The sequence below is a fragment of the Plantimonas leprariae genome, from assembly GCF_008802405.1.
GTDB classification, from domain to species: Bacteria; Pseudomonadota; Alphaproteobacteria; order Rhizobiales; family Rhizobiaceae; genus Plantimonas; species Plantimonas leprariae.
Genome location: NZ_VZDO01000001.1, coordinates 173271 through 198853, shown reverse-complemented (window position 1 = coordinate 198853; position 25583 = coordinate 173271). Strand labels below are relative to the sequence as shown.

27 protein-coding genes are annotated in these 25583 nt (G+C 69.2%); 8 read left to right on the top strand and 19 right to left on the bottom strand.

Annotated elements, in window-relative coordinates:
- The first annotated feature begins 110 nt into the window (after positions 1 to 110).
- Positions 111 to 1367: an MFS transporter gene (locus F6X38_RS00865; protein WP_425482805.1), complete on the top strand. Its 1257-nt coding sequence runs from the start codon at positions 111 to 113 to the stop codon at positions 1365 to 1367.
- Between the two features lie 4 nt (positions 1368 to 1371).
- Here F6X38_RS00865 and F6X38_RS00860 read toward each other — a convergent pair whose 3' ends face one another.
- Together F6X38_RS00860 and dapE are read right to left on the bottom strand one after the other, a co-directional pair.
- Positions 1372 to 2004 carry a hypothetical protein gene (locus tag F6X38_RS00860; protein WP_150967648.1) on the bottom strand — a complete coding sequence of 211 codons (633 nt, stop codon included), beginning with the start codon at positions 2002 to 2004 and terminating at the stop codon, positions 1372 to 1374.
- Entirely contained in the window at positions 1964 to 3163 is a 1200-nt protein-coding gene (gene dapE / locus F6X38_RS00855; protein WP_150967647.1) for a succinyl-diaminopimelate desuccinylase, read from the bottom strand. The genes F6X38_RS00860 and dapE overlap by 41 nt, the downstream gene beginning before the upstream one ends.
- A gap of 173 nt (positions 3164 to 3336) precedes the next feature.
- Here dapE and F6X38_RS00850 point away from each other — a divergent pair, with 173 nt between their 5' ends.
- A complete protein-coding gene (locus tag F6X38_RS00850) occupies positions 3337 to 4842 on the top strand; it encodes a lytic transglycosylase domain-containing protein (RefSeq protein WP_246191119.1) in 1506 nt (501 codons plus the stop codon).
- A 13-nt stretch (positions 4843 to 4855) separates the two neighbouring features.
- Here the strand turns inward: F6X38_RS00850 and F6X38_RS00845 are convergent, their stop codons facing one another.
- Positions 4856 to 5623, bottom strand: coding sequence for a phosphodiester glycosidase family protein (locus tag F6X38_RS00845; protein WP_150967645.1), 768 nt, complete (start codon positions 5621 to 5623; stop codon positions 4856 to 4858).
- Between the two features lie 34 nt (positions 5624 to 5657).
- Positions 5658 to 6515: a 2,3,4,5-tetrahydropyridine-2,6-dicarboxylate N-succinyltransferase gene (dapD, locus tag F6X38_RS00840; protein WP_150967644.1), complete on the bottom strand. Its 858-nt coding sequence runs from the start codon at positions 6513 to 6515 to the stop codon at positions 5658 to 5660.
- Positions 6516 to 6590: 75 nt separating this feature from the next.
- Between dapD and F6X38_RS00835 the strand changes: the two genes are divergently transcribed.
- Positions 6591 to 7451 carry an LOG family protein gene (locus F6X38_RS00835; RefSeq protein WP_150967643.1) on the top strand — a complete coding sequence of 287 codons (861 nt, stop codon included), beginning with the start codon at positions 6591 to 6593 and terminating at the stop codon, positions 7449 to 7451.
- Positions 7452 to 7538: 87 nt separating this feature from the next.
- Positions 7539 to 7823 carry a hypothetical protein gene (locus F6X38_RS00830; protein WP_150967642.1) on the top strand — a complete coding sequence of 95 codons (285 nt, stop codon included), beginning with the start codon at positions 7539 to 7541 and terminating at the stop codon, positions 7821 to 7823.
- Between the two features lie 3 nt (positions 7824 to 7826).
- Here F6X38_RS00830 and F6X38_RS00825 read toward each other — a convergent pair whose 3' ends face one another.
- Both F6X38_RS00825 and argB read right to left on the bottom strand, forming a co-directional pair.
- Entirely contained in the window at positions 7827 to 8552 is a 726-nt protein-coding gene (locus tag F6X38_RS00825; RefSeq protein ID WP_150967641.1) for a pyrimidine 5'-nucleotidase, read from the bottom strand.
- Positions 8549 to 9448 (bottom strand): acetylglutamate kinase, encoded by a 900-nt coding sequence (argB, locus tag F6X38_RS00820; RefSeq protein WP_150967640.1) that lies wholly within the window; start codon positions 9446 to 9448, stop codon positions 8549 to 8551. The genes F6X38_RS00825 and argB overlap by 4 nt, the downstream gene beginning before the upstream one ends.
- Before the next feature lie 411 nt (positions 9449 to 9859).
- On the opposite strand from argB, the gene F6X38_RS00815 reads away from it, so the two are divergent.
- Positions 9860 to 10222, top strand: a complete 363-nt coding sequence (locus F6X38_RS00815; protein WP_161992573.1) for a response regulator — start codon at positions 9860 to 9862, stop codon at positions 10220 to 10222.
- Between the two features lie 2 nt (positions 10223 to 10224).
- Here F6X38_RS00815 and F6X38_RS00810 read toward each other — a convergent pair whose 3' ends face one another.
- The 4 genes from F6X38_RS00810 to modA are packed head-to-tail and all read right to left on the bottom strand — an operon-like array spanning position 10225 to position 13263.
- Entirely contained in the window at positions 10225 to 10569 is a 345-nt protein-coding gene (locus F6X38_RS00810) for a winged helix-turn-helix domain-containing protein (RefSeq protein WP_150967638.1), read from the bottom strand.
- Positions 10570 to 10612: 43 nt separating this feature from the next.
- A complete protein-coding gene (gene modC, locus F6X38_RS00805) occupies positions 10613 to 11740 on the bottom strand; it encodes a molybdenum ABC transporter ATP-binding protein (RefSeq protein WP_150967637.1) in 1128 nt (375 codons plus the stop codon).
- Complete coding sequence (gene modB / locus F6X38_RS00800) at positions 11737 to 12438, bottom strand: molybdate ABC transporter permease subunit (RefSeq protein ID WP_150967636.1); 702 nt, start codon at positions 12436 to 12438, stop codon at positions 11737 to 11739. Before modB ends, modC begins: the two co-directional genes overlap by 4 nt.
- Positions 12439 to 12471: 33 nt before the next feature.
- Positions 12472 to 13263 carry a molybdate ABC transporter substrate-binding protein gene (gene modA, locus F6X38_RS00795; protein ID WP_150967635.1) on the bottom strand — a complete coding sequence of 264 codons (792 nt, stop codon included), beginning with the start codon at positions 13261 to 13263 and terminating at the stop codon, positions 12472 to 12474.
- A gap of 156 nt (positions 13264 to 13419) precedes the next feature.
- Between modA and F6X38_RS00790 the strand changes: the two genes are divergently transcribed.
- Complete coding sequence (locus F6X38_RS00790) at positions 13420 to 13626, top strand: TOBE domain-containing protein (RefSeq protein ID WP_150967634.1); 207 nt, start codon at positions 13420 to 13422, stop codon at positions 13624 to 13626.
- Here the strand turns inward: F6X38_RS00790 and F6X38_RS00785 are convergent.
- Complete coding sequence (locus F6X38_RS00785; protein WP_150967633.1) at positions 13607 to 14713, bottom strand: AbrB family transcriptional regulator; 1107 nt, start codon at positions 14711 to 14713, stop codon at positions 13607 to 13609. The two genes, F6X38_RS00790 and F6X38_RS00785, sit on opposite strands and share 20 nt — an antisense overlap.
- A gap of 112 nt (positions 14714 to 14825) precedes the next feature.
- Here F6X38_RS00785 and F6X38_RS00780 point away from each other — a divergent pair, with 112 nt between their 5' ends.
- Complete coding sequence (locus F6X38_RS00780; protein WP_150967632.1) at positions 14826 to 16154, top strand: NAD(P)/FAD-dependent oxidoreductase; 1329 nt, start codon at positions 14826 to 14828, stop codon at positions 16152 to 16154.
- Here the strand turns inward: F6X38_RS00780 and F6X38_RS00775 are convergent.
- The 4 genes from F6X38_RS00775 to F6X38_RS00760 all read right to left on the bottom strand — a co-directional run bounded on the left by F6X38_RS00775 (position 16151) and on the right by F6X38_RS00760 (position 20202).
- Positions 16151 to 17047, bottom strand: a complete 897-nt coding sequence (locus F6X38_RS00775; protein ID WP_161992572.1) for an NAD-dependent epimerase/dehydratase family protein — start codon at positions 17045 to 17047, stop codon at positions 16151 to 16153. The two genes, F6X38_RS00780 and F6X38_RS00775, sit on opposite strands and share 4 nt — an antisense overlap.
- A gap of 6 nt (positions 17048 to 17053) precedes the next feature.
- Positions 17054 to 18208 (bottom strand): quaternary amine ABC transporter ATP-binding protein, encoded by a 1155-nt coding sequence (locus F6X38_RS00770; RefSeq protein ID WP_150967630.1) that lies wholly within the window; start codon positions 18206 to 18208, stop codon positions 17054 to 17056.
- Positions 18201 to 19088: an ABC transporter permease gene (locus F6X38_RS00765; RefSeq protein WP_150967629.1), complete on the bottom strand. Its 888-nt coding sequence runs from the start codon at positions 19086 to 19088 to the stop codon at positions 18201 to 18203. The genes F6X38_RS00770 and F6X38_RS00765 overlap by 8 nt, the downstream gene beginning before the upstream one ends.
- A gap of 112 nt (positions 19089 to 19200) precedes the next feature.
- On the bottom strand, positions 19201 to 20202 hold the full coding sequence (locus F6X38_RS00760; protein WP_150967628.1) for an ABC transporter substrate-binding protein: 1002 nt from the start codon (positions 20200 to 20202) through the stop codon (positions 19201 to 19203).
- Positions 20203 to 20396: 194 nt separating this feature from the next.
- Here F6X38_RS00760 and F6X38_RS00755 point away from each other — a divergent pair, with 194 nt between their 5' ends.
- Positions 20397 to 20816: a VOC family protein gene (locus F6X38_RS00755; protein WP_150967627.1), complete on the top strand. Its 420-nt coding sequence runs from the start codon at positions 20397 to 20399 to the stop codon at positions 20814 to 20816.
- A 3-nt stretch (positions 20817 to 20819) separates the two neighbouring features.
- Here F6X38_RS00755 and glpK read toward each other — a convergent pair whose 3' ends face one another.
- The 4 genes from glpK to F6X38_RS00735 form a co-directional block, all read right to left on the bottom strand.
- Entirely contained in the window at positions 20820 to 22316 is a 1497-nt protein-coding gene (gene glpK, locus F6X38_RS00750; RefSeq protein WP_150967626.1) for a glycerol kinase GlpK, read from the bottom strand.
- A 134-nt stretch (positions 22317 to 22450) separates the two neighbouring features.
- Entirely contained in the window at positions 22451 to 24232 is a 1782-nt protein-coding gene (locus F6X38_RS00745) for an ABC transporter substrate-binding protein (RefSeq protein WP_150967625.1), read from the bottom strand.
- A gap of 95 nt (positions 24233 to 24327) precedes the next feature.
- Positions 24328 to 24618, bottom strand: a complete 291-nt coding sequence (locus F6X38_RS00740; RefSeq protein WP_150967624.1) for a DUF2160 domain-containing protein — start codon at positions 24616 to 24618, stop codon at positions 24328 to 24330.
- A gap of 84 nt (positions 24619 to 24702) precedes the next feature.
- Complete coding sequence (locus tag F6X38_RS00735) at positions 24703 to 25518, bottom strand: carbohydrate ABC transporter permease (protein ID WP_150967966.1); 816 nt, start codon at positions 25516 to 25518, stop codon at positions 24703 to 24705.
- Between the last annotated feature and the right edge of the window lie 65 nt (positions 25519 to 25583).

Sequence of the window (25583 nt, the reverse complement as noted above, 5' to 3'; positions counted from 1 at the left end):
CGTCATATCGCAATGCGAAAACGATTCAGCGCCGGCGGACGGGAGGTCGCCGCGACGGATCGGATTTTCGTGGCGCGCGAGCGCCGAAGCAGCCGTGCAGGAGCCTCCCCTTGAGCGAAGCCACCCTCGTCGACATGGATACCCTTGCATCGACCGCCGCGCCGCCGGTTTCGCGCCGGACCGCGGCGATCGTGACCCTCGCGCTGGCAGTCGGCAGCTTCGGTATCGGCACCGGCGAGTTCGCGATCATGGGCCTCCTGCCGCAGGCGGCGGAAGGTCTCCACGTCTCGACGCCCGAGGCCGGCCACCTGATCAGCGCCTACGCCCTCGGCGTCGTCGTCGGCGCGCCGGTGATCGCGGTCCTTGCCGCCAAGCTGCCCCGCCGCGCGCTGCTCCTTCTTCTCATGCTGGCCTTCGCGGGCGCTAACGGCCTCAGCGCGCTGGCGCCCGGCTACCTGTCCATGATCGTGGCCCGCTTCCTCGCCGGCCTGCCGCATGGCGCGTATTTCGGCGTGGCGGCGCTCGTCGCCGCGTCCATGGTCGCGCCGAACCGGCGTGCCCAGGCGGTCGGGCGGGTGATGCTCGGCCTGACGGTCGCGACGCTCGTCGGTACGCCGATCACCGCTAGCCTCGGCCAATGGTTCGGCTGGCGCGCGATGTTCGTGCTGGTCGGGGCGATCGGCGCGGTGACGGTCGGGCTCCTCGCCCTGACGCTGCCACGCGACCGCGTGAAGGAGGGGGCGAGCGCGCTCACCGAACTCGGCGCCTTCGCGCAGCGGCAGGTCTGGCTGACGCTCGCCATGGCGGCGGTCGGCTTCGGCGGCATGTTCGCGGTGTTCAGCTACATCGCCTCCACGGCCACCGAGGTGGCGGGCCTGTCCGCCGATTGGGTGCCGCTGATCCTCGCCGTGTTCGGTGCCGGCATGGTCGGCGGCAACGTCGCCGGCTCGTGGCTGGCCGACCGCTCCCTGATGGGAACGCTCGCCGGGATGATGAGCTTCAACGTCGCCGACCTCGCGCTCTTCGCGCTGACCGCGCAGCATCCGGTGATGCTGGCCCTTTGCGTCTTCGCGGTCGGCTTCGGCGTCGCGATCGGGCCGGCGGTGCAGACGCGGCTGATGGACGTCGCCGGCGACGCGCAGACGCTGGCCGCCGCTTCCATGCACTCGGCCTTCAACATCGCCAACGCGCTCGGTGCCTGGCTCGGCGGTCTAGCGATCGCCGCCGGCTACGGCTACGCCTCGACCGGCTGGGTCGGGGCGCTGCTCGGGCTCGGCGGCCTCCTGATCTTCGTCGTGTCCTGGCGCGAGGAGCAGGCAGCGGTCGCCCGCCGCCGCGAAGCCGCCGCCGCTCCCTGCTGCGCCTGAACGCTCAGATCAGCGAGATGCCGGTGAGGTCGGCGATCGCGCCGTAGGAGAAGATCGAGGTCAGGACGATCAGAAGCGTGATGCCGACGGCCGCCTTCAGGTCTTGGCCGAGCGCCGTCGCGATGAGCCGAACCATCAGCACCAGCGCGACGATGGAGGCCGCGACGGCGAGAAGCAGCACGGCGCTCGCCCCGTTGGTCGCGATCACGAGGAGCTCGATCGGCACCATCGCCCAGGCGAGCAGCGCGTTGCCCCAGTTCGTCGCCACCACCAGCGGCAGGATCCGGCGGCCGAGCCCGATCCAGTTGGCGAGCGCCATCAGGAGCACGATCGGCAGGACCCAGGCGGCGAGGTCGGCGAAGGCGTGCGCGCCGTAGATCACGACCGGCCCGACATCCGCCATCGGCGCCTCGCGCTGCACGTCCTCGTATTCCACCCAGGACAGCGCCATCGGCGGCAGGGCGACGACCAGCGCCAGGAACGAGGTCCAGAAGCCGTCGGCGGTGAGATCGAGCCGCCTGAGGCCCTCGGCGCGGCCTCGCATCATGTCGATCGTGCCGGCGAAATAGCCGAGGATGTCGGCCAGCCCAGGCGTTTCAGGCGAAGGCGGCGAACCAGCGGGTGATGAAGAGCTCATAGATCTCCGTCAGCGTGTCGAGGTCGGAGAGGGCAACCCGTTCATTGGCCATATGCATGGTCCGGCCGACAAGCCCGAATTCCGCCACCGGGCAATAATCCTTCACGAACCGCGCATCCGAGGTGCCGCCGGAGGTCGAAAGTTCGGGCGTCCGGCCGGTCACCGCCTCCACCGCGCCGGCGAGGATGCCGACGAGCTTTTCGTCCCGCGTCAGGAAGGCGTCCGACGGCGGCTCCTTCCACTCGACGCGGTAGCGGATCGGATCGTTCCGATCGGCCCGCAGCCTCTGGATGGAGGCGGCTTCGTCCAGCCGGCGCAGGATTTCCGCCTTCAGCGTGTCCGGCGTCCATTCGTCGTTGAAGCGGACGTTGAACGAGGCGGAAGCGCGCGCCGGGATGACGTTGAACGAGGCGACCCCGCCGCTGTCGAGGACGGTGGCTTCGAGGTTCGTCGCCTGGAAGCGCTCGTTGCCGCGGTCGAGCGGCTCGGCGTGGAGCGCGTCGAGCAGCGTCACGAGGCCGCGCACCGGGTTCTCGGCGAGGTGCGGATAGGCGACGTGACCCTGCCGCCCTTCCACGGTCAGCGTGCCGGAAAGCGAACCGCGCCTGCCGATCTTGATCATGTCGCCTATGGCATTCGGATTCGTCGGTTCGCCGACGAGGCACGCGTCGAACCGCTCGCCCTTTTCGGCGGCGAAACGGAGGAGCTTCACCGTGCCGTTGATCGCCGGCCCTTCCTCGTCGCCGGTGATCAGAAAGGAGATGCGTCCGGGCGGCGGACCTTTCGCTAGGACGCGCGCGACCGCGGCCAGAAAGCAGGCGATGCCGCCCTTCATGTCCACCGTGCCGCGTCCGAACATCTCGCTGCCGTCCACCGCGGCCGAGAAGGGCGGGTGCCGCCAGTCCGAATCGGGGCCGGGCGGCACCACGTCGGTATGGCCGGCGAAGGCGAGATGCGGACCTTTATCCCCAGCGGAGGCGAGAAGATTCTCGACGTCCGGCGTTCCGTCCTCGCGGAACACCGGCCGCTCGACCGCGAAGCCGAGCGATTCCAGCATGATCTCAAGCTCTTGCAACGCGCCGCCCTCGGCCGGCGTCACGGACGGGCACCGGATGAGGCGCGCGAGAATCGCGGCGGGGCTTGCGTCGAACTGGAGCATCACTGCCCCTTAGAGGCAAGCGGAGCGTTTCCCAAGCCGGAAACAGTTGCCAAAAGGTTTCACTTCATTACAGGATGGTTACCCGAGAGCGGGATTAGTGGCCGGCTGCCTTTTCGCCGCCACTTTTCGTCACAATCGCTGAACGATCGAACGCAACCAGCGCGGAGATGGGAATGCCGGCGGCACGGGGGACGATCATTCGGGCGCTTTCGATCGAAACGCGCAAGGTTCGTTCCCTCGGCATGGTGGCGCTCGCAGCCCCGCTCGCCCTCGGCGCCTGCGTCGCCGAAAACAACGCCATGCGATCCTCCGCCCTGGTCCGCAAGCCGCCGCAGGCCGCGGCTCCGACCGGCGGCCCGGATGCCTACGGCTATGCTCCGGTACGGCTCGCGGCGCTGGAGGACGGCGCCCGCATCGCGCTTCCTTCCGCGAAGCCCGACTGGGAGAAGCTGCAGGCGGCGGAAGCGCAGCGCGCCGCGGCCCCGGACGCAGCGGCGACCTTGGCTGGCGGAACGGCGAAGCCGGCGACGGTCGCCGCATCCGCCACGGCAGTGCCGCAAGCCGCCGCTTCGCAGCCGCCGGTGGACGAGATCGCCGCACTCAAGGCGGATGTCGCCGAACGCCGCGCCGCGCTGGTGATCATGAGCACCGGAAAAGGCGACAGGCTCGCCACACAGTCGACCGAGACTCAGGCCGCCGCCGCACAGACGGCCGCCGTCGCGAAGCCGGCGGAAGTCGCCGCGGCGCGGGCTCCCGCGACGATCGCCTCGGCCCGCGACATCCTCGATCCGCGGAAAAGCGTGCCGGTCGCGCTTTCAACCGTCGCCCAGTCGGCGAGCGCCCTGAAGGTCGCCGCGGTGGATACGACCGCCGCGGCGGTGAGCGGCACGAAGCGGGCCTTCGACGTCGTCGGCAGCCGGATCGGCGATACGTTCATGACCGACGACACGATCACCGGCAGCGCCGCGATCGACCGGATGATCGAGAAGTCCGCCGCCGAGAACAACATCCCGAGTGAGCTCGCCTACGCGGTCGTGCGGGTGGAAAGCCATTACAAGCCGAACGTCGTCGGCGGCGGCGCCTACGGCCTGTCGCAGATCAAGCCGGCGACGGCGCGCTCGCTCGGCTTCGACGGGCCGGCGAAGGGCCTTTTCGATCCTGAGACGAACCTTCGCTACGGCATGAAGTACCTCGCCGGCGCCTGGGAGAAGAGCGGCCACGACATCTGCGGCACCGCCATGCGCTACAAGGGCGGCCACCGCACCACGACGATGACGCGGGCGGCGGCCGACTACTGCTCCAGCGTCAAGCGTCATATGGCGGCGATCGAGCGCAGCCGCGCTCCGGCGAACCGCGAGACGCTGGTCGCCGCGGCCGAGCGCCAGAAGCACATCGGCGAGGCGAACCGCGCCATCGTCGACCTCAACGCCAGGGCCCGGGTCCTGGCCGCCGGCGTCGCGACGAACGCGCCGGCGAAGGCGCCGGTCGCCGTCGCCGCTGCTTCGCAGCCCGGCCGCACCGTCGCGGCCTCCGGCGCGCCGGTCGCGACGAATGCCGCGGCCACCGTATCCGCCGGCAGCATCGTGCCCGCGAAGTCCGGCCGCATCGTCCGCGTCTTCTCCGACGGCGCCGCGTCCAGCACGATCGCCGCCGACGGTCGCTTCGGCTACGCCGACTGAATTCCGGAAGGCCTCAGCGCTCGGTGACCGCGAGGATCGGACCCAGCCGGTCGCGGCGGTAATCGATGCCGAGCGCCGGGTAGAACAGGCTCGACACCTGCCCGTCGAAGAACAGCGCGTCGCGGCAGCCGAGCCGGTCGCGGAAGAACACGGCGAAATCCCAGAAATTCACCGGCCGGCGCGACAGGACGAGGTGGACCAGCCGCCCGTCCCCGCCGGTGCAGACGCCGTTGCGGACGTAGCGGCTGTCCGAGCCTTCGATGAAGCGCGGGTGGAGCTTGCCGTCGGCGAGCAGCATCGGGCCGGACTGCGTCGCGAGGTCCGGCCTGTGCCTCTCCTCGACATAGCGATTGGTCTCGCGCACGAAGGCGCGGCCGCCTTCGACGAAGAACACGCCGTTCGGCTTCATGGTGAAATTCGCGTTCCGCCCGTCGGCGGTGTTGACCGGCGCGACCTCGCGGCCGTCTTGGACGGCGAGGCCCACCGGGCGGCGGTCCTCGTGATACATGCCGGCGTTCATCGCCAGCACGGCGGGCTTGCCACGCTCACCCAGAAAGCCGTTCGCGGCCTGGAAGGTCTCGAACGGCCGTCCGGCACCGTCCTCGGCCAGAAGATGCAGGCCGTAGCGGTCGAGGTCGACGTCGCAGACGACGTATTCCGCGCCGTTCGCGTCGGCCACGGTGCGGCATAGGCCTTCGTGCTCCGGCGGGATCGCCGGGACCGGATTCAGCCAGGCGAAGAAGCCGGACAGGAGCAAAGCCAGAGGCTGGAGCAAAGCCATGCGCTGATCCGATGCGAAGCGAACGAGGGCCCTGTCAGCTCCGCAGGAGATCGTTGATCGAGGTCTTGGAGCGCGTCCGCTCGTCGACGCGCTTGACGATCACGGCGCAGTAGAGGCTGGGGCCCGGGCTGCCGTCCGGCATCGGGCGGCCCGGCAGGGAGCCCGCCACCACGACGGAATAGGGCGGCACCTCGCCGTAAGTCACCGAGCCGGTCTCGCGGTCGACGATCTTGGTCGACTGGCCGATGAAGACGCCCATGCCGAGCACCGAGCCCTCGCGCACGATGCAGCCCTCGACCACCTCCGAGCGCGCACCGATGAAGCAGTTGTCCTCGATGATCGTCGGCCCGGCCTGCAGCGGCTCCAGGACGCCGCCGATGCCGACGCCGCCGGAAAGGTGCACGTGCGCGCCGATCTGCGCGCAGGAGCCGACCGTCGCCCAGGTGTCGACCATCGTGCCCTCGCCGACCGACGCGCCGAGATTGACGAAGCTCGGCATCAGGATGGCGTTGCGGCCGATCGAGGCCGAGCGGCGGACGACCGCGCCCGGCACGGCGCGAAAGCCCGCCGCGCGGAACTCGGTCTCGCCCCAGCCGGCGAACTTCGAGGGCACCTTGTCCCACCACGGCGCGCCGCCAGGGCCGCCGTCGATCAGGCTCATGTCGTTGAGGCGGAAGGAGAGGAGCACGGCCTTCTTCAGCCATTGATGCACCGTCCAGGCGCCGTCCTCGCCGCGGGTCGCGACGCGAAGCTCGCCGCGGTCGAGAAGGTCCAGCGCGGCGTCGACGGCCTCGCGAACCTCGCCACGCGTCGCGGCGTTCACCCCGTCTCTGGCGTCGAAGGCGCGCTCGATGGCGGATTCCAGGGCTCGGTGGCTCTCGTCGGCCGGCATCGCGGGTCCTTTCTCGAGGTCAGGTGCTTCCAGTATGAAAGGGCCTCTCGGGCGTCAATCGGAGGAGAGCGGGATATGGCGGAGCGGGAAGCGGCGGACCGGCACGATGATGGATCATTCGATCCGCTTCCGTCTTCCGAGGAGGGGCGGGAGGCGGCGCGCGCCAAACCCGACACGCCGCAGACTCGCTCGCCGACCTACCGCCTCGCCTACGACGACCCGGACTTCCTGACCAGCGACGCGACGCGCGGCGTCCGGCTGCAACTCGAACTGATGAAGCCGGAACTCGCTCTCACCGAAGCCGGCATCCTGTCGACGATCGTGCTCTTCGGCGGCGCGCGCATTCCGGAGCCGGGCAAGGCGGCCTGGGCGGCGCGCAATCCCGGCCAGAAGGCGCGGCTGGAGGCCAACGCCGTCTACTACGACGAGGCCCGGCGCTTCGCGCGGCTCGCCTCGCAGCATTCGGCGAACACGTCCGGCGGCAAGGAATACGTCATCGTCACCGGCGGCGGACCGGGCGTGATGGAGGCCGGCAACCGCGGCGCGGGGGATGTTGGGGCGGTGTCGGTCGCGCTCAATATCACCCTGCCGCACGAGCAGATGCCGAACCCCTACGTCACGCCGGAGCTCACCTTCAACTTCCACTATTTCGCGATCCGCAAGATGCATTTCCTCCTTCGCGCCAAGGCGATGGCGATCTTCCCCGGTGGCTTCGGCACGATGGACGAGCTGTTCGAGGGCCTGACCCTGATCCAGACCGGCCGCATGGCGCGGATGCCGGTGATCCTGTTCGGCACGGAGTTCTGGCGCCGCGTGCTCGACCTCGATTTCCTGGCCGGGGAGGGGACGATCGCGCCGGACGATCTCGACCTCATCACCTTCGTCGACAGGGCGGAGGACGGCTGGGCGGCGATCCGCGGCTTCTACGGGTTCTGAGCGCCGTCGCGGAACCGTCATGCGTCTCCCCGGTTGAATCGGTGAGGGATCACGACATCGCGGCACGCGCCGCGAAGGACAAGGACGATGACGGATACCGATTCGGAACTGATGCGCCGGCAGCAGCAGATGGACGTGCCGCAGACGATCGAGAACGACGGCCGAACCCGAGGACCGGCGGATCTCGACGACCGGGACGGACGCGACCGCCGGCAGGCGCTCGGCGGCGGTACTGCGCCCGGCGACACGCAGCAGGACGCGGTATTCGCGCAGAATACGCGAGGCGGCCGGCAAGCCGGCGCTCACGCGGCCGCCGGAGCCCGACGCGCCGGCGGGCTGGTCCGCCGCGGCCGCTCGCTGCTCGGAAACTAGCCGCTACCGTTCGATCCGCCGCAGGAACTCGGCGAGGTCGTCGGTGACGAAGTCGATGTGGTCGCCCTCACGGCCCTGCCGCTCCCAGGCTTCGGCGATGTCGGCTTCGAGCGGGGGCGGCACGATTAGCACGGTGCGCATGCCGAGCCGCTTCGGCGCTTCGAGATTGCGCGCCAAGTCCTCGAACATCGCCGCTCGCTCCGGCGCGATGCCGAAGGCGGCGACGAAAGCCTCGTACGTCGCCTGCGCCGGTTTCGGATTGAGCTTGGCCGCGACGATGTCGAAGATATCCTCGAAATGGTTGAGGATGCCGAGCGCACGCGCCGTTCGCTCGGCATGGCCGCGGTCGCCGTTGGTGAAGATGAACTTGCGGCCGGGCAGGGCCTTGATTTCGTCTCCGAGCGCGGGATCGGCGGGAATGCCCGAATAGTCGATGTCGTGGACGAAGCGCAGGAACGCGTCGGGGTCGACGTCGTGGAGCGTCATCAGCCCGCGCAGCGTCGTACCGTGCTCGCGGTAGAAGCTTTTCTGCAGCGCGCGCGCTTCCTCCCGCGGAACCTTCAGGAAGTCGGCCACGAAGGCGGTCATCCGCGCGTCGATCTGCGCAAACAGGTCGATGCGGCGCGGATAGAGCGTGTTGTCGAGGTCGAAGATCCAGGTTTCGACCCCGGCGAAATCGACGGGCCGGGCCTCGTGCGTGCGGCCGATCTCGGCCTCCCCCTCCGTCACGGCACGATCAGCGTGCCGGCGCCGTGCTCGGTGAGGAGTTCGAGCAGGACGGCATGCAGCACCTTGCCGTTGAGGATCACGACGCCCTCGACGCCGCGCTCCAGCGCCTCGATGCAGGTCTCGACCTTCGGGATCATGCCGCCCGAGATCGTGCCGTCGCGGATCAGCGCGCGCGCTTCCGATACCGTCAGCTCCTTGATCAGCCGCTTGTCGCGGTCGAGGACGCCCGGCACGTCGGTGAGGAACAGGAGCCGCGAGGCGGCGAGCGCCCCGGCGATCGCGCCGGCGAAGGTGTCGGCGTTGATGTTGTAGGTGGCGCCGTCGCGGCCGGGCGCGACCGGTGCGATCACCGGGATCATCTCGGAGCGGGCAAGAAGGTCGAGGAGCGTCCGGTCGACCTCCACCGGTTCGCCGACGAAGCCGAGGTCGAGGACGCGCTCGATGTTGGAATCGGGATCGGTCACGGTCTTCCGCGCCCTTTCGGCGAAAACCATGTTGCCGTCCTTGCCGCAAAGCCCGATCGCCCATTCGCCTTCGGCGTTGATGAGGGCGACGATCTCCTTGTTGATCGAGCCGGCGAGAACCATCTCGACCACCTCCACCGTCCGCTGGTCGGTGACGCGCAGGCCGTGCTCGAAGCGCGACTCGATGCCGAGCTTGTCGAGCATCGCGCCGATCTGCGGGCCGCCGCCGTGTACGACGATCGGGTTGATGCCGGACTGCTTCAGAAGCGCGATGTCGCGCGCGAAGGCCCGACCGAGCGCCGGATTGCCCATGGCGTGGCCGCCGTACTTCACGACCACCGTCTTGTTTTCGTAGGCCTGCATGAAGGGCAGGGCCTCGGCGAGAAGGCTCGCCTGCCGTTCACCGCTCGTAGCCGGCTCCGCGTCCGCCATGACGATCCTCTGGAAACATGCGGGTGACGCGTCGCGTTTAGCGGCAATCGACGCCAGCGGCAATCGCAGGGAACACTTCTCGAACTCGCGATCCGCTGGGCCCGGCGAAACCTGCCGGAGGCAATTCGTCACCTGCTCGAACTTTTTTCGTCGAGGCGCGGAACCTTGCTACGTGAATGTCGTTGCGGAGTTACGGATTGCTCACTGGAAACGTGTTCTCTTAAGCAAAACGGGTGTGTGGCGTGACAACGAGGGGCATCCGGAATGCGAGCGGGCGACCAAGCGTTGCCTATGCGCGGGGTAAAACCGGGTGAGCGTATCGATGATCGACATCGACATTCAGTTCCGATCCGCTCGGCTCGTTGCCAGCGGCTCCTCGTCCTGCCGTGGCATCGGTTCGGAGATGGTGGCGTGAAGGCGAAGCGCGTCCTGATCGTCGAGGACGAGTTGCTGATCGCCCTCGACATCGAGGATGTGCTGATCTCGGCGGGCCACGAGGTGGTCGGCGTCGCGGCGGACATGCATCAGGCGATGGAACTCGCCGAAGCCTTCCGGCCCGATCTCGCGATCATGGACGTCAACCTCGCTCGCGGCACCAACGGCATCGAGACCGCCCGCCGGCTGCGCGAGCGCCTCGACGTGCCGTCGCTCTTCGTCAGCGGCAATCTCGACGCCAAGACCCGCAAGGTCGCCGCCGACTGCCGTCCGCTCGGCTTCGTGATGAAGCCGTGCTCGTATACCGATCTCCTGACGCGCATCGCCGCCTCGGCCTGAGCTCAGTCCCCGGCGAGCGCCGCCGCGATCCGCCCGATCTCCTCCTTCGCCGACGCCGTGGCCTTGCGCTCCGCCTCGCGATAGAGCGCGACGACCTTGGCTCCGAGCTCGGTCAACTGCGCGCCGCCGCCACCCGCGCCGCCACCTCGCGCCGATACGAGCGGGGCCTCGAACATGTGGTTCACCTCGTCGACCAGCAGCCAGGCGCGCCGGTAGGACATGCCGAACTCGCGGCCGGCCGCGGCGATCGAGCCGTGCCGACCGATCGCTTCCAGGAGCGAGACCTTGCCGTGCCCGAGGCGGCGGCCGTTCGGAAAATCGAAGCGAAGCGTGATCCGCGGCGTCATCCGTCGCTCCTTTGCCGGACGATCCTCCGGCAGCGGCCCGCGGTCAAGGCGACCCGCCGGTCGGCGCAACGGGGCGAGCGTCCGCGTCTTCGCCGAAGCGCCGGTCGAAGGACACGGATTTCAGCACCGCGAAGACCGCCATGCCGGGCGCGAGCCGCAGCTCGTCGAAGGACCGGCGCGTGATGCGGGCCAGGAGTTCCTGCCCGCCGCAGTCGAGCGAGACCTCCATGCCCGACAGGCCGTCCGGGCGCGCCGTCCCGACGCTCGCCGCGAGGACGTTCAGCGCGCTGACGCCGACAGGCCGCTCCAGCGCCAGCATGACGTCCCGGGCGCGGACGCGCAGGCGAACGGACTGCCCGAGCGACAGGTCAAGGTCCGGCACGACGATCTCGCCGCCTTCCAGGACGAGTGTGGTCAGACCGTAGCGCTCGTCGCGGCGCGTGGCGACGACGTCGAGGAAGCGACCGGGCTCGACTTCCGCCGCGGCCGGCAGGAGATCGAGACGCCGCGCGACGGCGAGCGGTTCGCCTTGCGCGACGACGCGGCCGGCATCGAGAACGACCATGTCGGCGGCGAGCCGCGCCACTTCGCCGAGCGAATGGCTGACATAGAGGATCGGGATGCCCGCCTCGTCCCGCAGGCGCTCGATATAGGGGATGATCTCGGCTTTCCGCGCTTCGTCGAGGGCGCTGAGCGGCTCGTCCATGAGGAGCAGACGCGGGCGAGCGAGCAGCGCGCGGCCGATCGCGACCCGCTGGCGCTCGCCGCCCGACAGCGCCCCCGGCCGCCGGCCAAGGAGATGCGTAATCCCGAGCAGCGCGACGACGCTGTCGAGGTTCGGCTCGCCCTCCGTCGCGCGGGTGAACCAGCGCCCGTAGAGGAGGTTGGAGCGGACGCTGAGGTGTGGGAACAGCCGCGCGTCCTGGAAGACGTAGCCGATCCGCCGGCGGTGGCGCGGCACGTCGATCCCCGCCGCACTGTCGAAGAGCACCGTGTCCCCGACCGCGATGCGCCCCGCGTCCGGCCGGGCGAGCCCCGCGACGAGGTGAACCAGCGTCGTCTTGCCGGAACCGGACGGGCCGAAGAGCGCCGCGAGCCGTTCCCCGCTCCGGAACGCCGCCCGCAGTTCGAACGCGCCGAGGCGTTTGGCGACGTCGACCGCGATCGTCACGTCGCGTGCGCCCGGCGCCCGACGCGCGCTGCGAGCACCTCGGAGCCGAGCAGCGCCGCCATCGAGATCGCGACCGAGACGAGGGTGAGGCGCAACGCGCCGGTATCGCCGCCGGGCACCTGCGTGAAGGCGTAGATCGCGGCGGGCAGCGTCTGCGTCTCGCCCGGGATCGCGGAAACGAAGGTGATCGTCGCGCCGAACTCGCCCATCGCCTTGGCGAAGGTGAGGATCATGCCCGCCACCACGCCCGGCAGGATCAGCGGCAGGGTGACGGTGGCGAAGACGAAAAGCGGCGACGCGCCGAGCGTGCCGGCGGCCTCCTCCAGCCGCCGGTCCACCGCCTCGATCGACAGGCGCACGGCGCGCACCAGCAGCGGAAAGCCCATCACGGCGCAGGCGAGCGCCGCACCCGTCCAGCGGAACGAGAAGACGAGGCCGAAATGCTCGGCGAGGAAGGCGCCGAGCGGCCCGCGTCGCCCGAACAGGAGGAGGAGCACGTATCCCGTCACCACCGGCGGCAGCACCAGCGGCAGGTGGACGAGGCCGTTGAGGAGCGAGCGGCCGGGAAACCGGCCGCGCACGAGGAGCAGCGCCACCGCGACGCCAGGCACGAGGCTGCCCGCCATCGCGACGAGCGAGACGCGGATCGACAGACGGATGGCGACCCATTCCTCGGGACTAGGAGTCAGCCACTCCAAGCCATCCTCGTTTCCGGTGGTGTCGGCGGGCGCTCAGCGCAAGACCGTGAAGCCCTGCCGCTCGAACAGCGCCTTCGCCTTGTCGCCTTCGATGTAGCGCAGGAAGGCGGCCGCGTCATCGCCCTTCGCGGAAGCGGTGAGCGCCACCGGATAGACGATGGCTGGGTGCGTGTCGGCCGGGAAGGTGCCGACGACCTTGACGTTCTTGTCCGCCGCCGCGTCGGTCTTGTAGACAATGCCGAGCGGCGCTTCGCCGCGCGAGACGAGGAGCAGCGCGGCGCGGACGTTCTCGGCCTGCGCGACCTTCGGTGAAACCGCGTCCCAGACCCCGAGCGACTGGAGCGCCGCCTTGCCGTACTTGCCGGCCGGCACGGAGTCGACGCTGGCCATGGCGAGCTTGCCGTCGCCGAGCTTCTCGGCCAGCGGAAAGCCCTTGGCGATCTCGATCGAGCCGGCGGCGTCCGCTGGACCGACGAGCACGATCGAGTTGCCGAGAAGCTGCCTGCGGGTGTCGGCCTTGATCAGGTCCTTCTTCGCGAGCGCGTCCATCCAGTCGAGGTCGGCGGAGAAGAACACGTCGGCGGGCGCGCCGGATTCGATCTGCTTCGCGAGAGCGGAGGACGCGGCGTAGGAAATCGTCGCCGACTTGCCGGTTTCCGCCTTCCAGGCGGCGTTGATGTCGTCGAGCGCGTTCTTCAGGCTCGCCGCCGCGAAGACCACCGGCCCCTTCTCCTGGGCCTCGGCTGCGGGAACCGTGCCGAGTCCCAGGCCTGCGAGGGCGGCAAGCGCGAGGCAGCATCCGATCAGCGATCTGCGCGAGAACATCGAGGGCGGCTCCGAACGGTTCGAGAAGCGGAATGTCCGAGGAGATATAGCGGCAGGAGCGGTTCGGGAAGCGTGATATCCAAGCGAAACCTGCGGATTGCGTCGGCGGCCCCAACCGCGCTACGGGGCTTTGCCAGCAACACGAGGAGACGCCGGATGCGGATCAGCGCACGCAACCAGTTGAAGGGCACCGTGGTCGCGGTGGAGAAGGGCGCGACGACGGCGCATGTCCGCATTGATGTCGGCGGCACGATCGTCACCGCCTCGATCACCAATCAGGCGGTGGACGAACTTGGGCTTGCGGCCGGGAAGGAAGCCTATGCCGTGGTGAAGGCGTCGGACGTCATGGTGGCGGTGGACTGACCGTCTCTCGGCGCTTTTCGCGCGCCAGGTGGCGCTTGGCGACGAAGCGCGCCAGCGCCGGTCCGCCGGCGAGAACGGCGAAGAAGCGCAACGCCTGCAACGCCATCACGAAGGGGCGGTCGACGTTGGAGTTCGCCGCGATGATCGCGACGGAATCCATGCCGCCCGGGCTCGTCGCGAGATAGGCGGTGACGGGCTCGATGCCGCCGAAACGGACGAGCAGCAGCGCCAGTCCGCCGCAGAAGGCGATGAGGAGCAGCATCGCGAGGAGGATGCGCGGCAGGGCCTTCGCCGCGGCCGCCACCGTCTCGCGCGTGAAGTTCAGGCCGATGCGCCAGCCGACCACGGCATAGGCGAGGCCGAGCAGGACCTGCGGCGGATGCGGATCGAACACCCCGGCGACGTTCAGTCCCGCGCCGACGAGCATCGGACCGACGAGCCCGCCGGCGGGCAGGCGCGCCAGCCGGCCCAGCACGACGCCTGCCGCGGCGACCGCGAGAACGCCGGCGAGATGCGCCGGATCGATCGGGAAGAGGGCGGATGGCCCTGGTGAGGGCGCTGAACTCGGACCCGCGAACAGCAGCGACAGGACCGACGCCACCACCGAAACGGCGACGACGCGCGTATAGGTCATCACCGCGACGAGGCGCGCATCCGCACCATAGGCCTGCGCCATGATCACCATCGCGCTCGCCGCGCCCGGCGATGAGCCCCAGACCGCGACCGTGCCGGGTAGGACCTGCCAGCGGGCGAGCGCGTAGCCGATGAGGGCGCTGACGAGGATCGTCGAGGCGGTGACACCGACGAAGAGCGGCCATTCCGCCGCGACCGTCGCCAGGATGCCGGGCGTGATCGAGGCGGCGATCAGGCAGCCGATCAGCGCCTGCGCCGCCGTGAAGGGGAGATTCGGCACGCGCAGCGGCCGGCCGGTCGTCGACACGATGATGCCCACCAGCATCGGCCCGAGCAGCAGCGCCGCCGGCAGCCCGGCGAGTTCGAGAAGGCCGGCGAAGGCGGCGGAAAGGACGAGGAGCGCGAGCCAGCGCCGCCAGGGGAGCGGTGCCGCTCCGCCGGCGGGATGCGGCATGAGGCGGTTGGTCTTCCGGTGCGGTTCCTCCGCATCACGCTGGCCGGCGCAATGCAAGCCGGTTCGCGCGCCGCCCCTTCGATTCCGCCGGCCGATGCAGTAGATCGGCACCATGTCTCCCGATGTCGATCCCGTCGAAAGCCACCCCGCCATGCCCGCGGAGGCGGACGTCGTCGTGATCGGCGGCGGCATCGCGGGCGTTTCCACCGCCTTCTTCCTGCGCCGCAAGGGTCTGCGCGTCGTCCTCTGCGAGAAGGGGCGGATCGCCGGCGAGCAGTCGAGCCGGAACTGGGGCTGGTGCCGGGCGATGGGGCGCGACCACCGCGAAATCCCGCTGATCCAGGAATCGCTGCGGCTCTGGCGGCGGATGGACGAACTGACGGGCGGCGACACGGGGTTTCGCGCCTGCGGCATCCTCTATCTCTGCGAGACGAAAGCCGAGATGGACCGGTACGAGCCCTGGCTCGAGCATTCGAGGCTGCACCAGATCGGCTCGCGGCTCATCGGTGCGGACGAGGTGCGGGCGCTGCTGCCGGGACTGAAACGTCCGGTCGCGGGGGCGCTCTACACGGCGAGCGACGGGCGCGCCGAGCCGGCGCGGGCGGCGCCCGCCATCGCGGCGGCCTTCGCGAGTGCCGGCGGCACCGTCCTGACGGATTGCGCGGTGCGTGGGGTCGAGACGGAAGGTGGGCGCGTGTCGGGCGTCGTGACGGAGCGCGGACCCATCCGCGCCCGGGCGGCGGTGCTGGCGGGAGGCGCTTGGTCGCGGCTGTTCTGCGGCAACCATGGTCTCGACCTGCCGCAGCTCAAGGTCCTCGGCTCCGTCTTAAGGACCGCGCCGATCGCGGACGGGCCGGACACATCGGCGGCGGGGTCCGACTTCGCCTTCCGTCGCCGCGCGGACGGCGGCTACAACGTCGCGCATGGCGGGCTGTCGACGGTGGACCTCGTGCCGGACTCGTTCCGCTTGTTCCGCCCGTTCCTGCCGGCGCTGCGAGCTGAGCGCAAGGGACTGAAGCTCCGCCTTTCCGGCCGCTTCCTCGACGAATGGCGGACGCCGAAGCGCTGGGCGCTCGATGCGGTCTCGCCGTTCGAGCGCGCGCGCGTCCTCGATCCAGAGCCGGACGGCAAGCTGCTGGACTACGCCTTTGCGGCCTTCCGGGCCTCCGACGCCGCCTTCGCCGGCGCGCGCGAGGTGCGGCGCTGGGGTGGCCTCATCGACGTGACGCCGGACGCGGTGCCGGTGATCTCCGGCGTGCCGAGCCTCTCCGGCTTCTTCGTCGCCACCGGCTTTTCCGGACACGGCTTCGGCATCGGACCCGGGGCCGGGCGGCTGATGGCGGACATCGTCGCGGGCGACGATCCCGTGGTCGACCCTGCGCCCTTCCGCTTCGAGCGCTTCTCGGAAGGGCGGCCCGCCGTGATCGACGGGGGGTTCTAGAGGTCGCCGGTGGCGGCCATCGCCCGCAGCGCTTCCCGCGCTTCCGCCGGCCTCCAGCCGAGCGTGTTCCGGGCTCGGGCATTGCTGACGACGAGCCCGCCCGTCGCGGTCGCGAAGGCGTCCCCTTTGCCGAGGAGCCGGGCCGCGGCCTTCGCCAAGCCGCTTGGCGCGGGCAGCACGCGCCGGGCCCGGCCCGCGCCTTCGCGCAGCGCCGCGACGATCTCCGCCGGGTCCAGCGGGCCGTCGTCGGCGACGAGGAAGGTGCCGCCGGCTGCTCCATCGGCGGCGAGCGCGAGGAGGATCGCGTCGCAAAGGCTCTCGACCCAGACGAGCGAGCGCGGCTCCCCGAGCCCGCCGAGCGGCAGTGGGAACGGCGTCCGGGCGAGCCGGGAGAGCGCCGCGGTGAGATTCCGCGCGCCCGGCCCGAACACCGTCACCGGCCGCAGCACCACGCCTTCGGTCATGCCGCGATGTTCGGCCAAGGCCGTCCAGAAGGCCGTTTCGGCTTCGGCCTTCGAGAGGGCGTAGGGCGTCCGCGGCGCGGGCGCATCCGCTTCCGAGACCGGTATCGCGCCATTCGGCGAATGGATGGCCGCGCTGCCGACGAAGACCATGCGCCGGACGCCGGCGCGGGCCGCTCGGCCCGCGAGGTCCCGCGTCGCCTCGACATTGGCACGGCGGAGCGCCACGAGGTTCCGCGCGTCCGGGTCGCCGCGACGCGGGTTGAGGGCGGCGAGATGGACGACGCCTTCCACGCCGTCCGGCCAGTCAGGCAAGAAACCGTTGCCGTCGGCGCGCCGGGGCAGGGTGACCGCCTCGTGCCCGGCGGCCAGCGCGCGCGCCATGAAGTGCCGGCCGACGAAGCCGCCGGCCCCTGTCACGAGAATGCGCAAATCCCGTCAGCCAGCCTGGGCGCGCACAACGCTGCGGCCGATGTTCTCCAGCGGCGGCAGCGTCTCGTCGTCGATCGGCGGGGGGGCGACGTCCGGCTCAGTGGGTGCGACGCTCGCGGGCTTCGCCCCGTGCGGCGTCGCCATCGCGGCGACGATCTGGCGAAGCGTGATGCGGCCGATCCGCTCGCCGCTCCCGTCGACGACGTCGAGCGCGTCTTCGGTGGAGTGCGCCAGCACTTCGGCCGCCGCTTCCAGCGTCGTCCCGGCCGCGACGGTGGCGGCGGTCGGCACGGCATCGCGGCCCGGCGTCATCACGCCCTCCACCGCGATGACGCGGCCGCGGTTCACGTGCCGGACGAATTCGGCGATGTAGTCGTCGGCGGGCCGGAGCACGATGTCCTGCCGCGTGCCCTGCTGCACCATCTCGCCGTCGCGCAGGATCGCGATCCGGTCGCCGAGCCGCAGCGCCTCGTCGAGGTCGTGGGTGATGAAGACGATGGTCTTGCGAACGTCCTTCTGGATGTCGAGCAGCACCGTCTGCATGTCGGTGCGGATCAAGGGGTCGAGCGCCGAGAAGGCCTCGTCCATCAGGAGGATCGGCGCGTCGTTGGCGAGCGCGCGGGCGAGGCCGACGCGCTGCTGCATGCCGCCGGAAAGCTGGTTCGGATATTTCTGCTCGAAACCCTTCAGCCCGACGCGCTCGATCCAGCGCATCGCGGCATCAACCTGTTTCGCGCGCGGCAGGCCCTGGATCTCGAGGCCGTAGACCGTGTTCTCGAGGACGTTGCGGTGCGGCAGGAGCGCGAACTTCTGGAACACCATCGCCGTCCTGTGGCGGCGGAATTCCTGCAGCGCCTTCGGGTTCAGCTTCACGACGTCGGTGCCGTCGATCACCACCTCGCCGCTGGTCGGATCGATCAGGCGGTTGACGTGGCGGATCAGCGTCGACTTGCCCGAGCCCGACAGGCCCATGATCACCTGGACGGCGCCGCCCGGCATGGCGATGCCGATGTCGCGAAGGCCGAGCACGTGACCGGTCTTCGCGTTCAGCTCCGCCTTCGTCATGCCGGCCTTGACGGCCTCGACATGCGCTTGCCCGTTCGCGCCGAAGATCTTGTAGAGATGGCGGATCTCGATCGAGGGGGCGGTCGTCTCAGGCATGGACCGTCTCCCGATGCCGCTGGAGCCGCCGGCCGTAGGCCTGGCTGACCCGGTCGAAAATGATCGCGATGCCGACGATCGCGAGGCCGTTGAAGACGCCGAGCGTGAAGTACTGGTTCGAGATCGCCTTCAGCACCGGCTGGCCGAGACCCTGCACGCCGATCATCGAGGCGATCACCACCATGGCGAGCGCCATCATGATCGTCTGGTTGATGCCGGCCATGATGGTGGGAAGCGCCAGCGGCATCTGCACCTTCCAGAGCTTCTGCCACCCGGAGGAGCCGAAGGCGTCGGCGGCCTCCAGCGTGTCGCGGTCGACGAGGCGAATGCCGAGGTCGGTCAGACGGATCATCGGCGGGATGGCGTAGATCACCACCGCGATGACGCCCGGCACCCGCCCGATGCCGAGCAGCATCACGACGGGGATCAGGTAGACGAAGCTCGGCATGGTCTGCATCACGTCGAGCACCGGGTTCACCGCGCCGCGCAGACGGTCGGAGCGCGCCATCAGGATGCCGATCGGCAGGCCGACGAGGATCGCGATGACGGTGCACACGAAGATCATCGAGATCGTGCGCATCGTGTCGGTCCACATGTCGAACCAGCCGATCAGGAGCAGCGTCACGACGGTGCCGAGCGTGATCTTCCAGGAGCGGCTGGCGAGGAAGGCGATGGCCGCGATGGCGAGGAGGACGATCGGCCAGGGCGTCTGGGTGAGGAGGCGCTCGGCCCAGATCAGGAAGGTCTGGAGCGGCGAGAACAGCGCCTCGATGCCGTCGCCGTAGGCGCGGGTGAAGGTGCGGAACCCGTCGTCGATGCCCTTCTTCACGACGCGCAGCGTGTCGTCGTTCATGTGCGGGAACGAGGAAAGCCAGTCCATCGATCGAGCCCTTTCCGATGGGGCACCGCGCCGGCGCAGCGAAGCTTGCGGGAGTTCGAGAGGCTTGGCAAGAGGGACGGCGGAGGCGTGATCCGCCGTCCCCTGCGGGATGTCAGAGCGAGGACTTGATCTTCTCGGCGGCCTCCGGCGAGACCCACTTCGTCCAGAGGTCCTCGTTGTTCTTCAAGAAGTACTTCGCGCCGTCCTCGCCGGTGGCCTGGTTGTCGGTCATCCAGGCCATCAGCTTGTTGACGGTGTCGTTCGACCAGGCGCGCTTCCCGAGATAGCCCATCACGTCCGGGCCGGCCTTGTCGGCGAAGGGCTTGGCGACCAGCGTGAACACCCGGTCCACCGGCCAGGAATTCGGCTTCGGGTCCGGGCAGTCGGCGACGGTGTTGCAGCGCTTCCATTCGGCGGCGTCCTCGGGAACGCCGGCGTCGAGCTTCACCATCTCGTACTTGCCGAGGAGCGAGGTCGGAGCCCAGTAGTAGCCGACCCAGGGCTCTTTGCGCTCGTAGGCCTTGGCGATCGAACCGTCGAGACCGGCGGCCGAGCCTGTGTCGACCAGCGTGAAGCCGGCCTTCTCGGCGTCGAAGGCCTTGTAGAGCTGCGTCGTCACCACCGTGCCGCCCCAGCCCTGCGGGCCGTTGTAGATCGCGCCCTTCGACTTGTCCTCCGGCCCCGGGAAGAGGTCCGGATGCTTCAGGACGTCGCCGATGGTCTTGAGGTCGGGATGCTGGTCGGCGACGTATTTCGGGATCCACCAGCCCTGGTTGCCGCCGTCCGGCAGGGACTTCGCGGCTTCCACGATCTTGCCCTCGTCGAGACCGCGCTTCACCACGTCCGGCAGGAGGTCGATCCAGCCTTCCGGCGCGATGTCCGGCTCGCCCTTCTCGACCATGGACGTGATGGTCGGCACCGTGTCGCCGGTGGTGATCTCGGCGTTGCAGCCGTAGCCCTCGCTGAGGATGATCTTGTCGACGTTCGACATCACCTCCGCCGACTGCCAGTTCATGCTGGCGATGGTGACGTCGCCGCATTCGGCGGCGGAAGCGGCACCCGCGGCCGCAAGGAGGCCGACGGCGAGACAGGTCGATGCGAGCAGCGTCTTCATGAAGGCTTCCTCCTGTTTGCGTTCGCGGCGACATCGTCGTCCGGCCTGTCGGGAAACGTCGTCCATGTTGACGCGGGGGATTGTTCTGTTAGCGTCGTTCTAATGTGAATTCGCGGCTATCTGCTTATTTTGTTCCCGCATTCGCGGATGCAAAATAAATAGGCAGTCCGCGTTCGTTCGTGGGGTGGAAACGCATGGCGAAACTGATCTTCGTCAATCTGCCCGTATCTGACGTCGCGCGCTCGACCGCCTTCTACGAGGCAGTCGGCGCCGCGAAGAACCCGCAGTTCTCCAACGATCAGGCGTCCTGCATGGTGTTTTCGGACACGATCCACGCGATGCTGCTCGCGCACGACTTCTACCGGACCTTCACGAAAAAGGAGATCGCCGACACGAGGCGCGTCAGTGCCGCGCTGATCTGCGTTTCGGCCGACAGCCGCGCCGAAGTGGACGGGATCGTCGAGAAGGCGGGCCAAGCCGGCGGCACGCTGGATCCTGGGCCGGTGCAGGACTACGGCTTCATGTACGGCCGCTCGTTCGAGGACCCGGACGGCCACGTCTGGGAAGTGATGTGGATGGACCCCGAAGCCGCGAAGAACGGCCCGCCGGCCTGAGCCTTACGAGCCAGGGCCGGTCAGCGTCCGCCTGACGGCATCCGCCCAACCGGTGAGCTTGCGGCCGCGCTCCACGGCCGGCATACGCGGCTCGAAGCGGCGCTCCAGATGCCAGCTCGCGGCGAAGTTCTCCTCCCTCGGCCAGACGCCGGCCTTGTGGCCCGCGAGCCAGGCCGCGCCGAGGGCAGTGGTTTCCAGCACCACCGGCCGGTCGACGGGACTGTCGAGGATGTCGGCGAGGCGCTGCATCGTCCAGTCGCTCGCGACCATGCCCCCGTCGACGCGCAGCACCACGTCGCCGCTGCCGCGCCAGTCGCGCCGCATCGCGTCGAGGAGGTCGGCGGTCTGGAAGCAGACCGCCTCCAGCGCGGCGCGCGCCAGCTCGTTCGGGCCGGTGGAGCGCGTCATGCCGAAGATCGCGCCGCGCGCCTCCGCGTCCCAGTGCGGCGCGCCGAGGCCGACGAAGGCCGGCACCAGATAGACGTCCTGGCGGTCGTCCGCCTGCTCCGCCATCGGCCCGGACTGCTCGGCCCGCTCCATGATTCGGAGGCCGTCGCGCAACCATTGCACCGCCGCCCCGGCGACGAAGATCGAGCCTTCCAGCGCATAGGTCGTGACGCCGTCGAGCCGGTAGGCGACCGTGGACAAGAGGCGGTTGTTCGAGTGCGCCCGTTCCGTGCCGGTGTTCAGCACCGCGAAGCAGCCGGTGCCGTAGGTCGACTTCGCCATGCCGGGCCGGAAGCAGGCCTGGCCGAGGGTCGCGGCGTGCTGGTCGCCCGCGATGCCGAGGATCGGGATCGCCGCGCCGAAGAGCGATGGGTCGGTGGTGCCGAACTCCGCGGCGCAGTCCTTCACCTCCGGCAGGAGCGCGCGCGGCACCCGCAGGAGCCGCAGCAGTTCGTCGTCCCATTCGTGGCGGTCGACGTCGAACAGCATCGTGCGCGAGGCGTTCGTCGCATCCGTCGCGTGGACGCGGCCGCCGGTCAGCCGCCAGAGCAGGAACGTGTCCACCGTGCCGAAGGCGAGCTCGCCCTTCTCGGCCCGCGCTCTGGCGTCGACGACGTTGTCGAGCAGCCAGGCGATCTTCGTGCCCGAGAAATAGGGATCGACCACGAGGCCGGTCTTCGCGATGATCGTCGCCTCCGCACCCTCCGCGACGAGGCGGCGGCACTCGTCCGCTGTCCGCCGGTCCTGCCAGACCAGGGCGTTGTGGATCGCCTCGCCGGTGGCGCGGTCCCAGACGATCGCGGTCTCGCGCTGGTTGGTGATGCCGATCGCCGCGATGTCGGCGGCCGACAGCGAGGCGCCGGCGAGCGCCGTGCGAACCGTCGCGACGACGGAATTCCAGATGTCCTCCGGGTCGTGCTCGACCCAGCCGGAGCGCGGAAAGATCTGCCGGAACTCCTGCTGCCCGACGCCCGCGATGCGGAAGCGCTCGTCGAACACGATGGCGCGGCTCGACGTCGTGCCCTGATCGATCGCGAGGACGTATCCGGCCATGGAGGTTCCCGAATTAAACCAGCTTGAAAGGGCTCGCGCCGAAGCCTTTCCCGGCCAAGGGAAGGAAGAGGCGTCGGCGGCTCGCCACATGGAAAGGGCCGGGATCGCTCCCGACCCTTCGCCGCGTCCCGACCTTACTGCGCCGGGGCGGAGGCCGGCGTCATCGTCGCGCCGCCGTTGGCCGAGGCGTTGGCGTCGGCCCAGCTCTTCACGAGCTCGTCGTAGCCGATGGTGACCGGCTTCTCCTTCTCGTTGTCGAGCTTGGGCTGCGGGGCGAGGGTGCCGTTCTTCTTGGCCTCCGCCACCCAGTAGTCCATGTCGTGCTTCTTGTTGAGCATCGGCCCCTTGTCGCCCTGGACCTTGGAGCGCTCGATGCGCGCCATCACCTTCTCCTGCTCCTCGCAGAGCGAGTCCATCGCCTCCTGCGGGGTCTTGTTGCCGGCCGCCGCGTCGCCGATCGCCTGCCACCAGAGCTGGGCTAGCTTCGGATAGTCCGGAACGTTGGTGCCGGTCGGCGACCACTGCTTGCGGGCCGGCGAGCGGTAGAACTCGACGAGGCCGCCGAGGTCCTTGGCGCGCTCCGTGAAGCTCTTGTCGCGGATGGTGGATTCGCGCACGAAGGTCAGGCCGACATGGCTCTTCTTCACGTCCACCGTCTTCGAGGTGACGAACTGCGCGTAGAGCCAGGCGGCCTTGGCGCGGTCGGCCGGCGTCGACTTCATCAGCGTCCAGGAACCGACGTCCTGGTAGCCGAGCTTCATGCCCTCCTTCCAGTAGGAGCCGTGCGGCGAGGGGGCCATGCGCCACTTCGGCGTGCCGTCCTCGTTCACCACCGGCAGGCCCTTCTTCACGGCGTCCGCCGTGAAGGCGGTGTACCAGAAGATCTGCTGGGCGACCTCGCCCTGCGCCGGCACCGGGCCGGACTCCGAGAAGTTCATGCCCTGCGCGGCCGGCGGTGCGTAGGCCTTCAGCCAGTCGAGATACTTCTGGATCGAGTAGACGGCGGCCGGGCCGTTGGTGTCGCCGCCGCGATCGACGCACGAGCCGACCGGCTGCGACTTGTCGTTGACGCGGATGCCCCATTCGTCGACCGGCAGGCCGTTCGGCAGGCCCTTGTCGCCGTTGCCGGCCATCGACAGCCAGGCGTCGGTGAAGCGCCAGCCGAGCGAGGGGTCCTTCTTGCCGTAGTCCATGTGGCCGTAGACCTTCTTGCCGTCGATCTCGCGACCGGTGAAGAAGGCGGCGATGTCCTCGTAGGCCGACCAGTTGACCGGCACACCGAGGTCGTAGCCGTACTTCGCCTTGAAGTCGGCCTTGTTCTTCGCGTCGTTGAACCAGTCGTAGCGGAACCAGTAGAGGTTGGCGAACTGCTGGTCGGGCAGCTGGTAGAGCTTCTTGTCCGGCGCCGTGGTGAAGCTCGTGCCGATGAAGTCGGCGACGTCGAGCGTCGGCGAGGTCACGTCCTTGCCCTCTCCCTCCATCCAGTCGGTGAGCGGGCGCACCTGCTGGTAGCGCCAGTGGGTGCCGATGAGGTCCGAGTCGTTGACGTAGGCGTCGTAGATGTTCTGCCCGGACTGCATCTGCGTCTGGAGCTTCTCGATCACGTCGCCTTCGCCGATCAGGTCGTGCGTCACCTTGATGCCGGTGATGGCGGTGAAGGCGGGAGCGAGCACCTTCGACTCGTATTCATGCGTCGTCAGCGTCTCGGACACGACCTTGATGTCCATGCCCTGGAAGGGCTTGGCCGCGTCGATGTACCATTGCATCTCCTTCTCCTGGTCGGCGCGCGACAGGGTGGAGAGGTCCTTGACCTCGGTGTCCAGGAACTTCTTCGCCGCGTCCATGTCGGCGAAGGCCGGCCCCGCGGCGAGGGTCAGCGCCAGAACGGCGGCCGAGCCCATCCAGTGTCGTTTCATGTGAGATCTCCTCCCAGAGCAGATGGCCGAAGAAAGAACGGGCCGGGTCGCGTCGGTCGGCCGAAGACGCGGTGGCCGGTAGAACCGCTTGCGTCTCAGACGAAGCGGAAGACGAACAGCGCCCAGACGACCGAGACGCCGAGGGCGTACCAGAGATTGGCGTCCTCCTCGCCCCAGAACACGAAGCCGAGGCAGATGAAGGCGGCCCCGAGCAGCGACACGAACAGGCGGTCGCCGCGCGTCGTCTCGAAGCGGAGCAGCCCGAAGCGCGGGCCGCCGCCGGGCGAGATCGCCTCCCAGACGCCCATCAGCGCGATAAGGGCGGCGATCGTGACGAAGAACAGGACGGTCGGCAGCGTCCAGGCCATCCAGGAAAAGTCGGGCATGGTCACACCCTCCCTTCAAACCCGCCCGAGGGCGAAGCCCTTGGCGATGGTGTTGCGGGCGAACTCGGATGTTCGTGTCATGGCTCAGACCCTCCCTAGGGCGAAGCCCTTGGCGATGTAGTTGCGCACGAACCAGATCACGATCGCGCCGGGAATGATCGTCAGGACGCCGGCGGCGGCCAGGACGCCCCAGTCCATGCCGGCGGCCGACACGGTGCGCGTCATGATCGCCGAGATGGGCTTGGCTTCCGTCACGGTCAGGGTGCGGGCGATCAGGAGCTCGACCCAGGAGAACATGAAGCAGAAGAAGGCCGCGACGCCGATGCCGCTCGCGATCAGCGGCATGAAGATCCGGAAGAAGAAGCGCGGGAACGAGTAGCCGTCGATATAGGCTGTCTCGTCGATCTCCTTTGGCACGCCGGACATGAAGCCTTCGAGAATCCAGACCGCCAGCGGCACGTTGAACAGGCAGTGCGCCAGCGCGACCGCGATGTGCGTGTCGATCAGGCCGAAGGCCGAGTAGAGCTGGAAGAAGGGCAGGGCGAACACCGCCGGCGGCGCCATGCGGTTGGTCAGAAGCCAGAAGAACAGGTGCTTGTCGCCAAGGAAGCGGTAGCGCGAGAAGGCATAGGCGGCCGGCAGCGCGACCGCCACCGAGATCGCCATGTTCATCACGACGTAGGTGATCGAATTGACGTAGCCCATGTACCAGGACGGATCGGTGAAGATCGTCCGGTAGTTGTCGAGCGTCGGGTTCGCCGGGACGAGCGTGAAGGCGCCGATGATCTCTTGGTTCGTCTTGAAGCTCATGTTGACGAGCCAGTAGATCGGCAGGAGCAGGAACAGGATGTAGAGGATCGGCACGAAGGCGCGCCGCTTGAAGCGGCCGGACGTCGCCATGCGGGCGCGCGCCTTGAACGCCGCCTCCGAATGCAGCGCCGGCGGCAGGACGGCGGCGCCCGGCG

Excerpts from the sequence above, each read along its gene's own strand:
- F6X38_RS00860 (WP_150967648.1), bottom strand. The coding sequence starts at position 2,004 with ATGAGCTCTTCATCACCCGCTGGTTCGCCGCCTTCGCCTGAAACGCCT.
- dapE (WP_150967647.1), bottom strand. The coding sequence starts at position 3,163 with ATGCTCCAGTTCGACGCAAGCCCCGCCGCGATTCTCGCGCGCCTCATC.
- F6X38_RS00850 (WP_246191119.1), top strand. The coding sequence starts at position 3,337 with ATGCCGGCGGCACGGGGGACGATCATTCGGGCGCTTTCGATCGAAACG.
- F6X38_RS00845 (WP_150967645.1), bottom strand. The coding sequence starts at position 5,623 with ATGGCTTTGCTCCAGCCTCTGGCTTTGCTCCTGTCCGGCTTCTTCGCC.
- dapD (WP_150967644.1), bottom strand. The coding sequence starts at position 6,515 with ATGCCGGCCGACGAGAGCCACCGAGCCCTGGAATCCGCCATCGAGCGC.
- F6X38_RS00835 (WP_150967643.1), top strand. The coding sequence starts at position 6,591 with ATGGCGGAGCGGGAAGCGGCGGACCGGCACGATGATGGATCATTCGAT.
- F6X38_RS00830 (WP_150967642.1), top strand. The coding sequence starts at position 7,539 with ATGACGGATACCGATTCGGAACTGATGCGCCGGCAGCAGCAGATGGAC.
- argB (WP_150967640.1), bottom strand. The coding sequence starts at position 9,448 with ATGGCGGACGCGGAGCCGGCTACGAGCGGTGAACGGCAGGCGAGCCTT.
- F6X38_RS00810 (WP_150967638.1), bottom strand. The coding sequence starts at position 10,569 with ATGACGCCGCGGATCACGCTTCGCTTCGATTTTCCGAACGGCCGCCGC.
- modA (WP_150967635.1), bottom strand. The coding sequence starts at position 13,263 with ATGTTCTCGCGCAGATCGCTGATCGGATGCTGCCTCGCGCTTGCCGCC.
- F6X38_RS00790 (WP_150967634.1), top strand. The coding sequence starts at position 13,420 with ATGCGGATCAGCGCACGCAACCAGTTGAAGGGCACCGTGGTCGCGGTG.
- F6X38_RS00785 (WP_150967633.1), bottom strand. The coding sequence starts at position 14,713 with ATGCCGCATCCCGCCGGCGGAGCGGCACCGCTCCCCTGGCGGCGCTGG.
- F6X38_RS00780 (WP_150967632.1), top strand. The coding sequence starts at position 14,826 with ATGTCTCCCGATGTCGATCCCGTCGAAAGCCACCCCGCCATGCCCGCG.
- F6X38_RS00770 (WP_150967630.1), bottom strand. The coding sequence starts at position 18,208 with ATGCCTGAGACGACCGCCCCCTCGATCGAGATCCGCCATCTCTACAAG.
- F6X38_RS00765 (WP_150967629.1), bottom strand. The coding sequence starts at position 19,088 with ATGGACTGGCTTTCCTCGTTCCCGCACATGAACGACGACACGCTGCGC.
- F6X38_RS00760 (WP_150967628.1), bottom strand. The coding sequence starts at position 20,202 with ATGAAGACGCTGCTCGCATCGACCTGTCTCGCCGTCGGCCTCCTTGCG.
- F6X38_RS00755 (WP_150967627.1), top strand. The coding sequence starts at position 20,397 with ATGGCGAAACTGATCTTCGTCAATCTGCCCGTATCTGACGTCGCGCGC.
- glpK (WP_150967626.1), bottom strand. The coding sequence starts at position 22,316 with ATGGCCGGATACGTCCTCGCGATCGATCAGGGCACGACGTCGAGCCGC.
- F6X38_RS00745 (WP_150967625.1), bottom strand. The coding sequence starts at position 24,232 with ATGAAACGACACTGGATGGGCTCGGCCGCCGTTCTGGCGCTGACCCTC.
- F6X38_RS00740 (WP_150967624.1), bottom strand. The coding sequence starts at position 24,618 with ATGCCCGACTTTTCCTGGATGGCCTGGACGCTGCCGACCGTCCTGTTC.
- F6X38_RS00735 (WP_150967966.1), bottom strand. The coding sequence starts at position 25,518 with ATGGCGACGTCCGGCCGCTTCAAGCGGCGCGCCTTCGTGCCGATCCTC.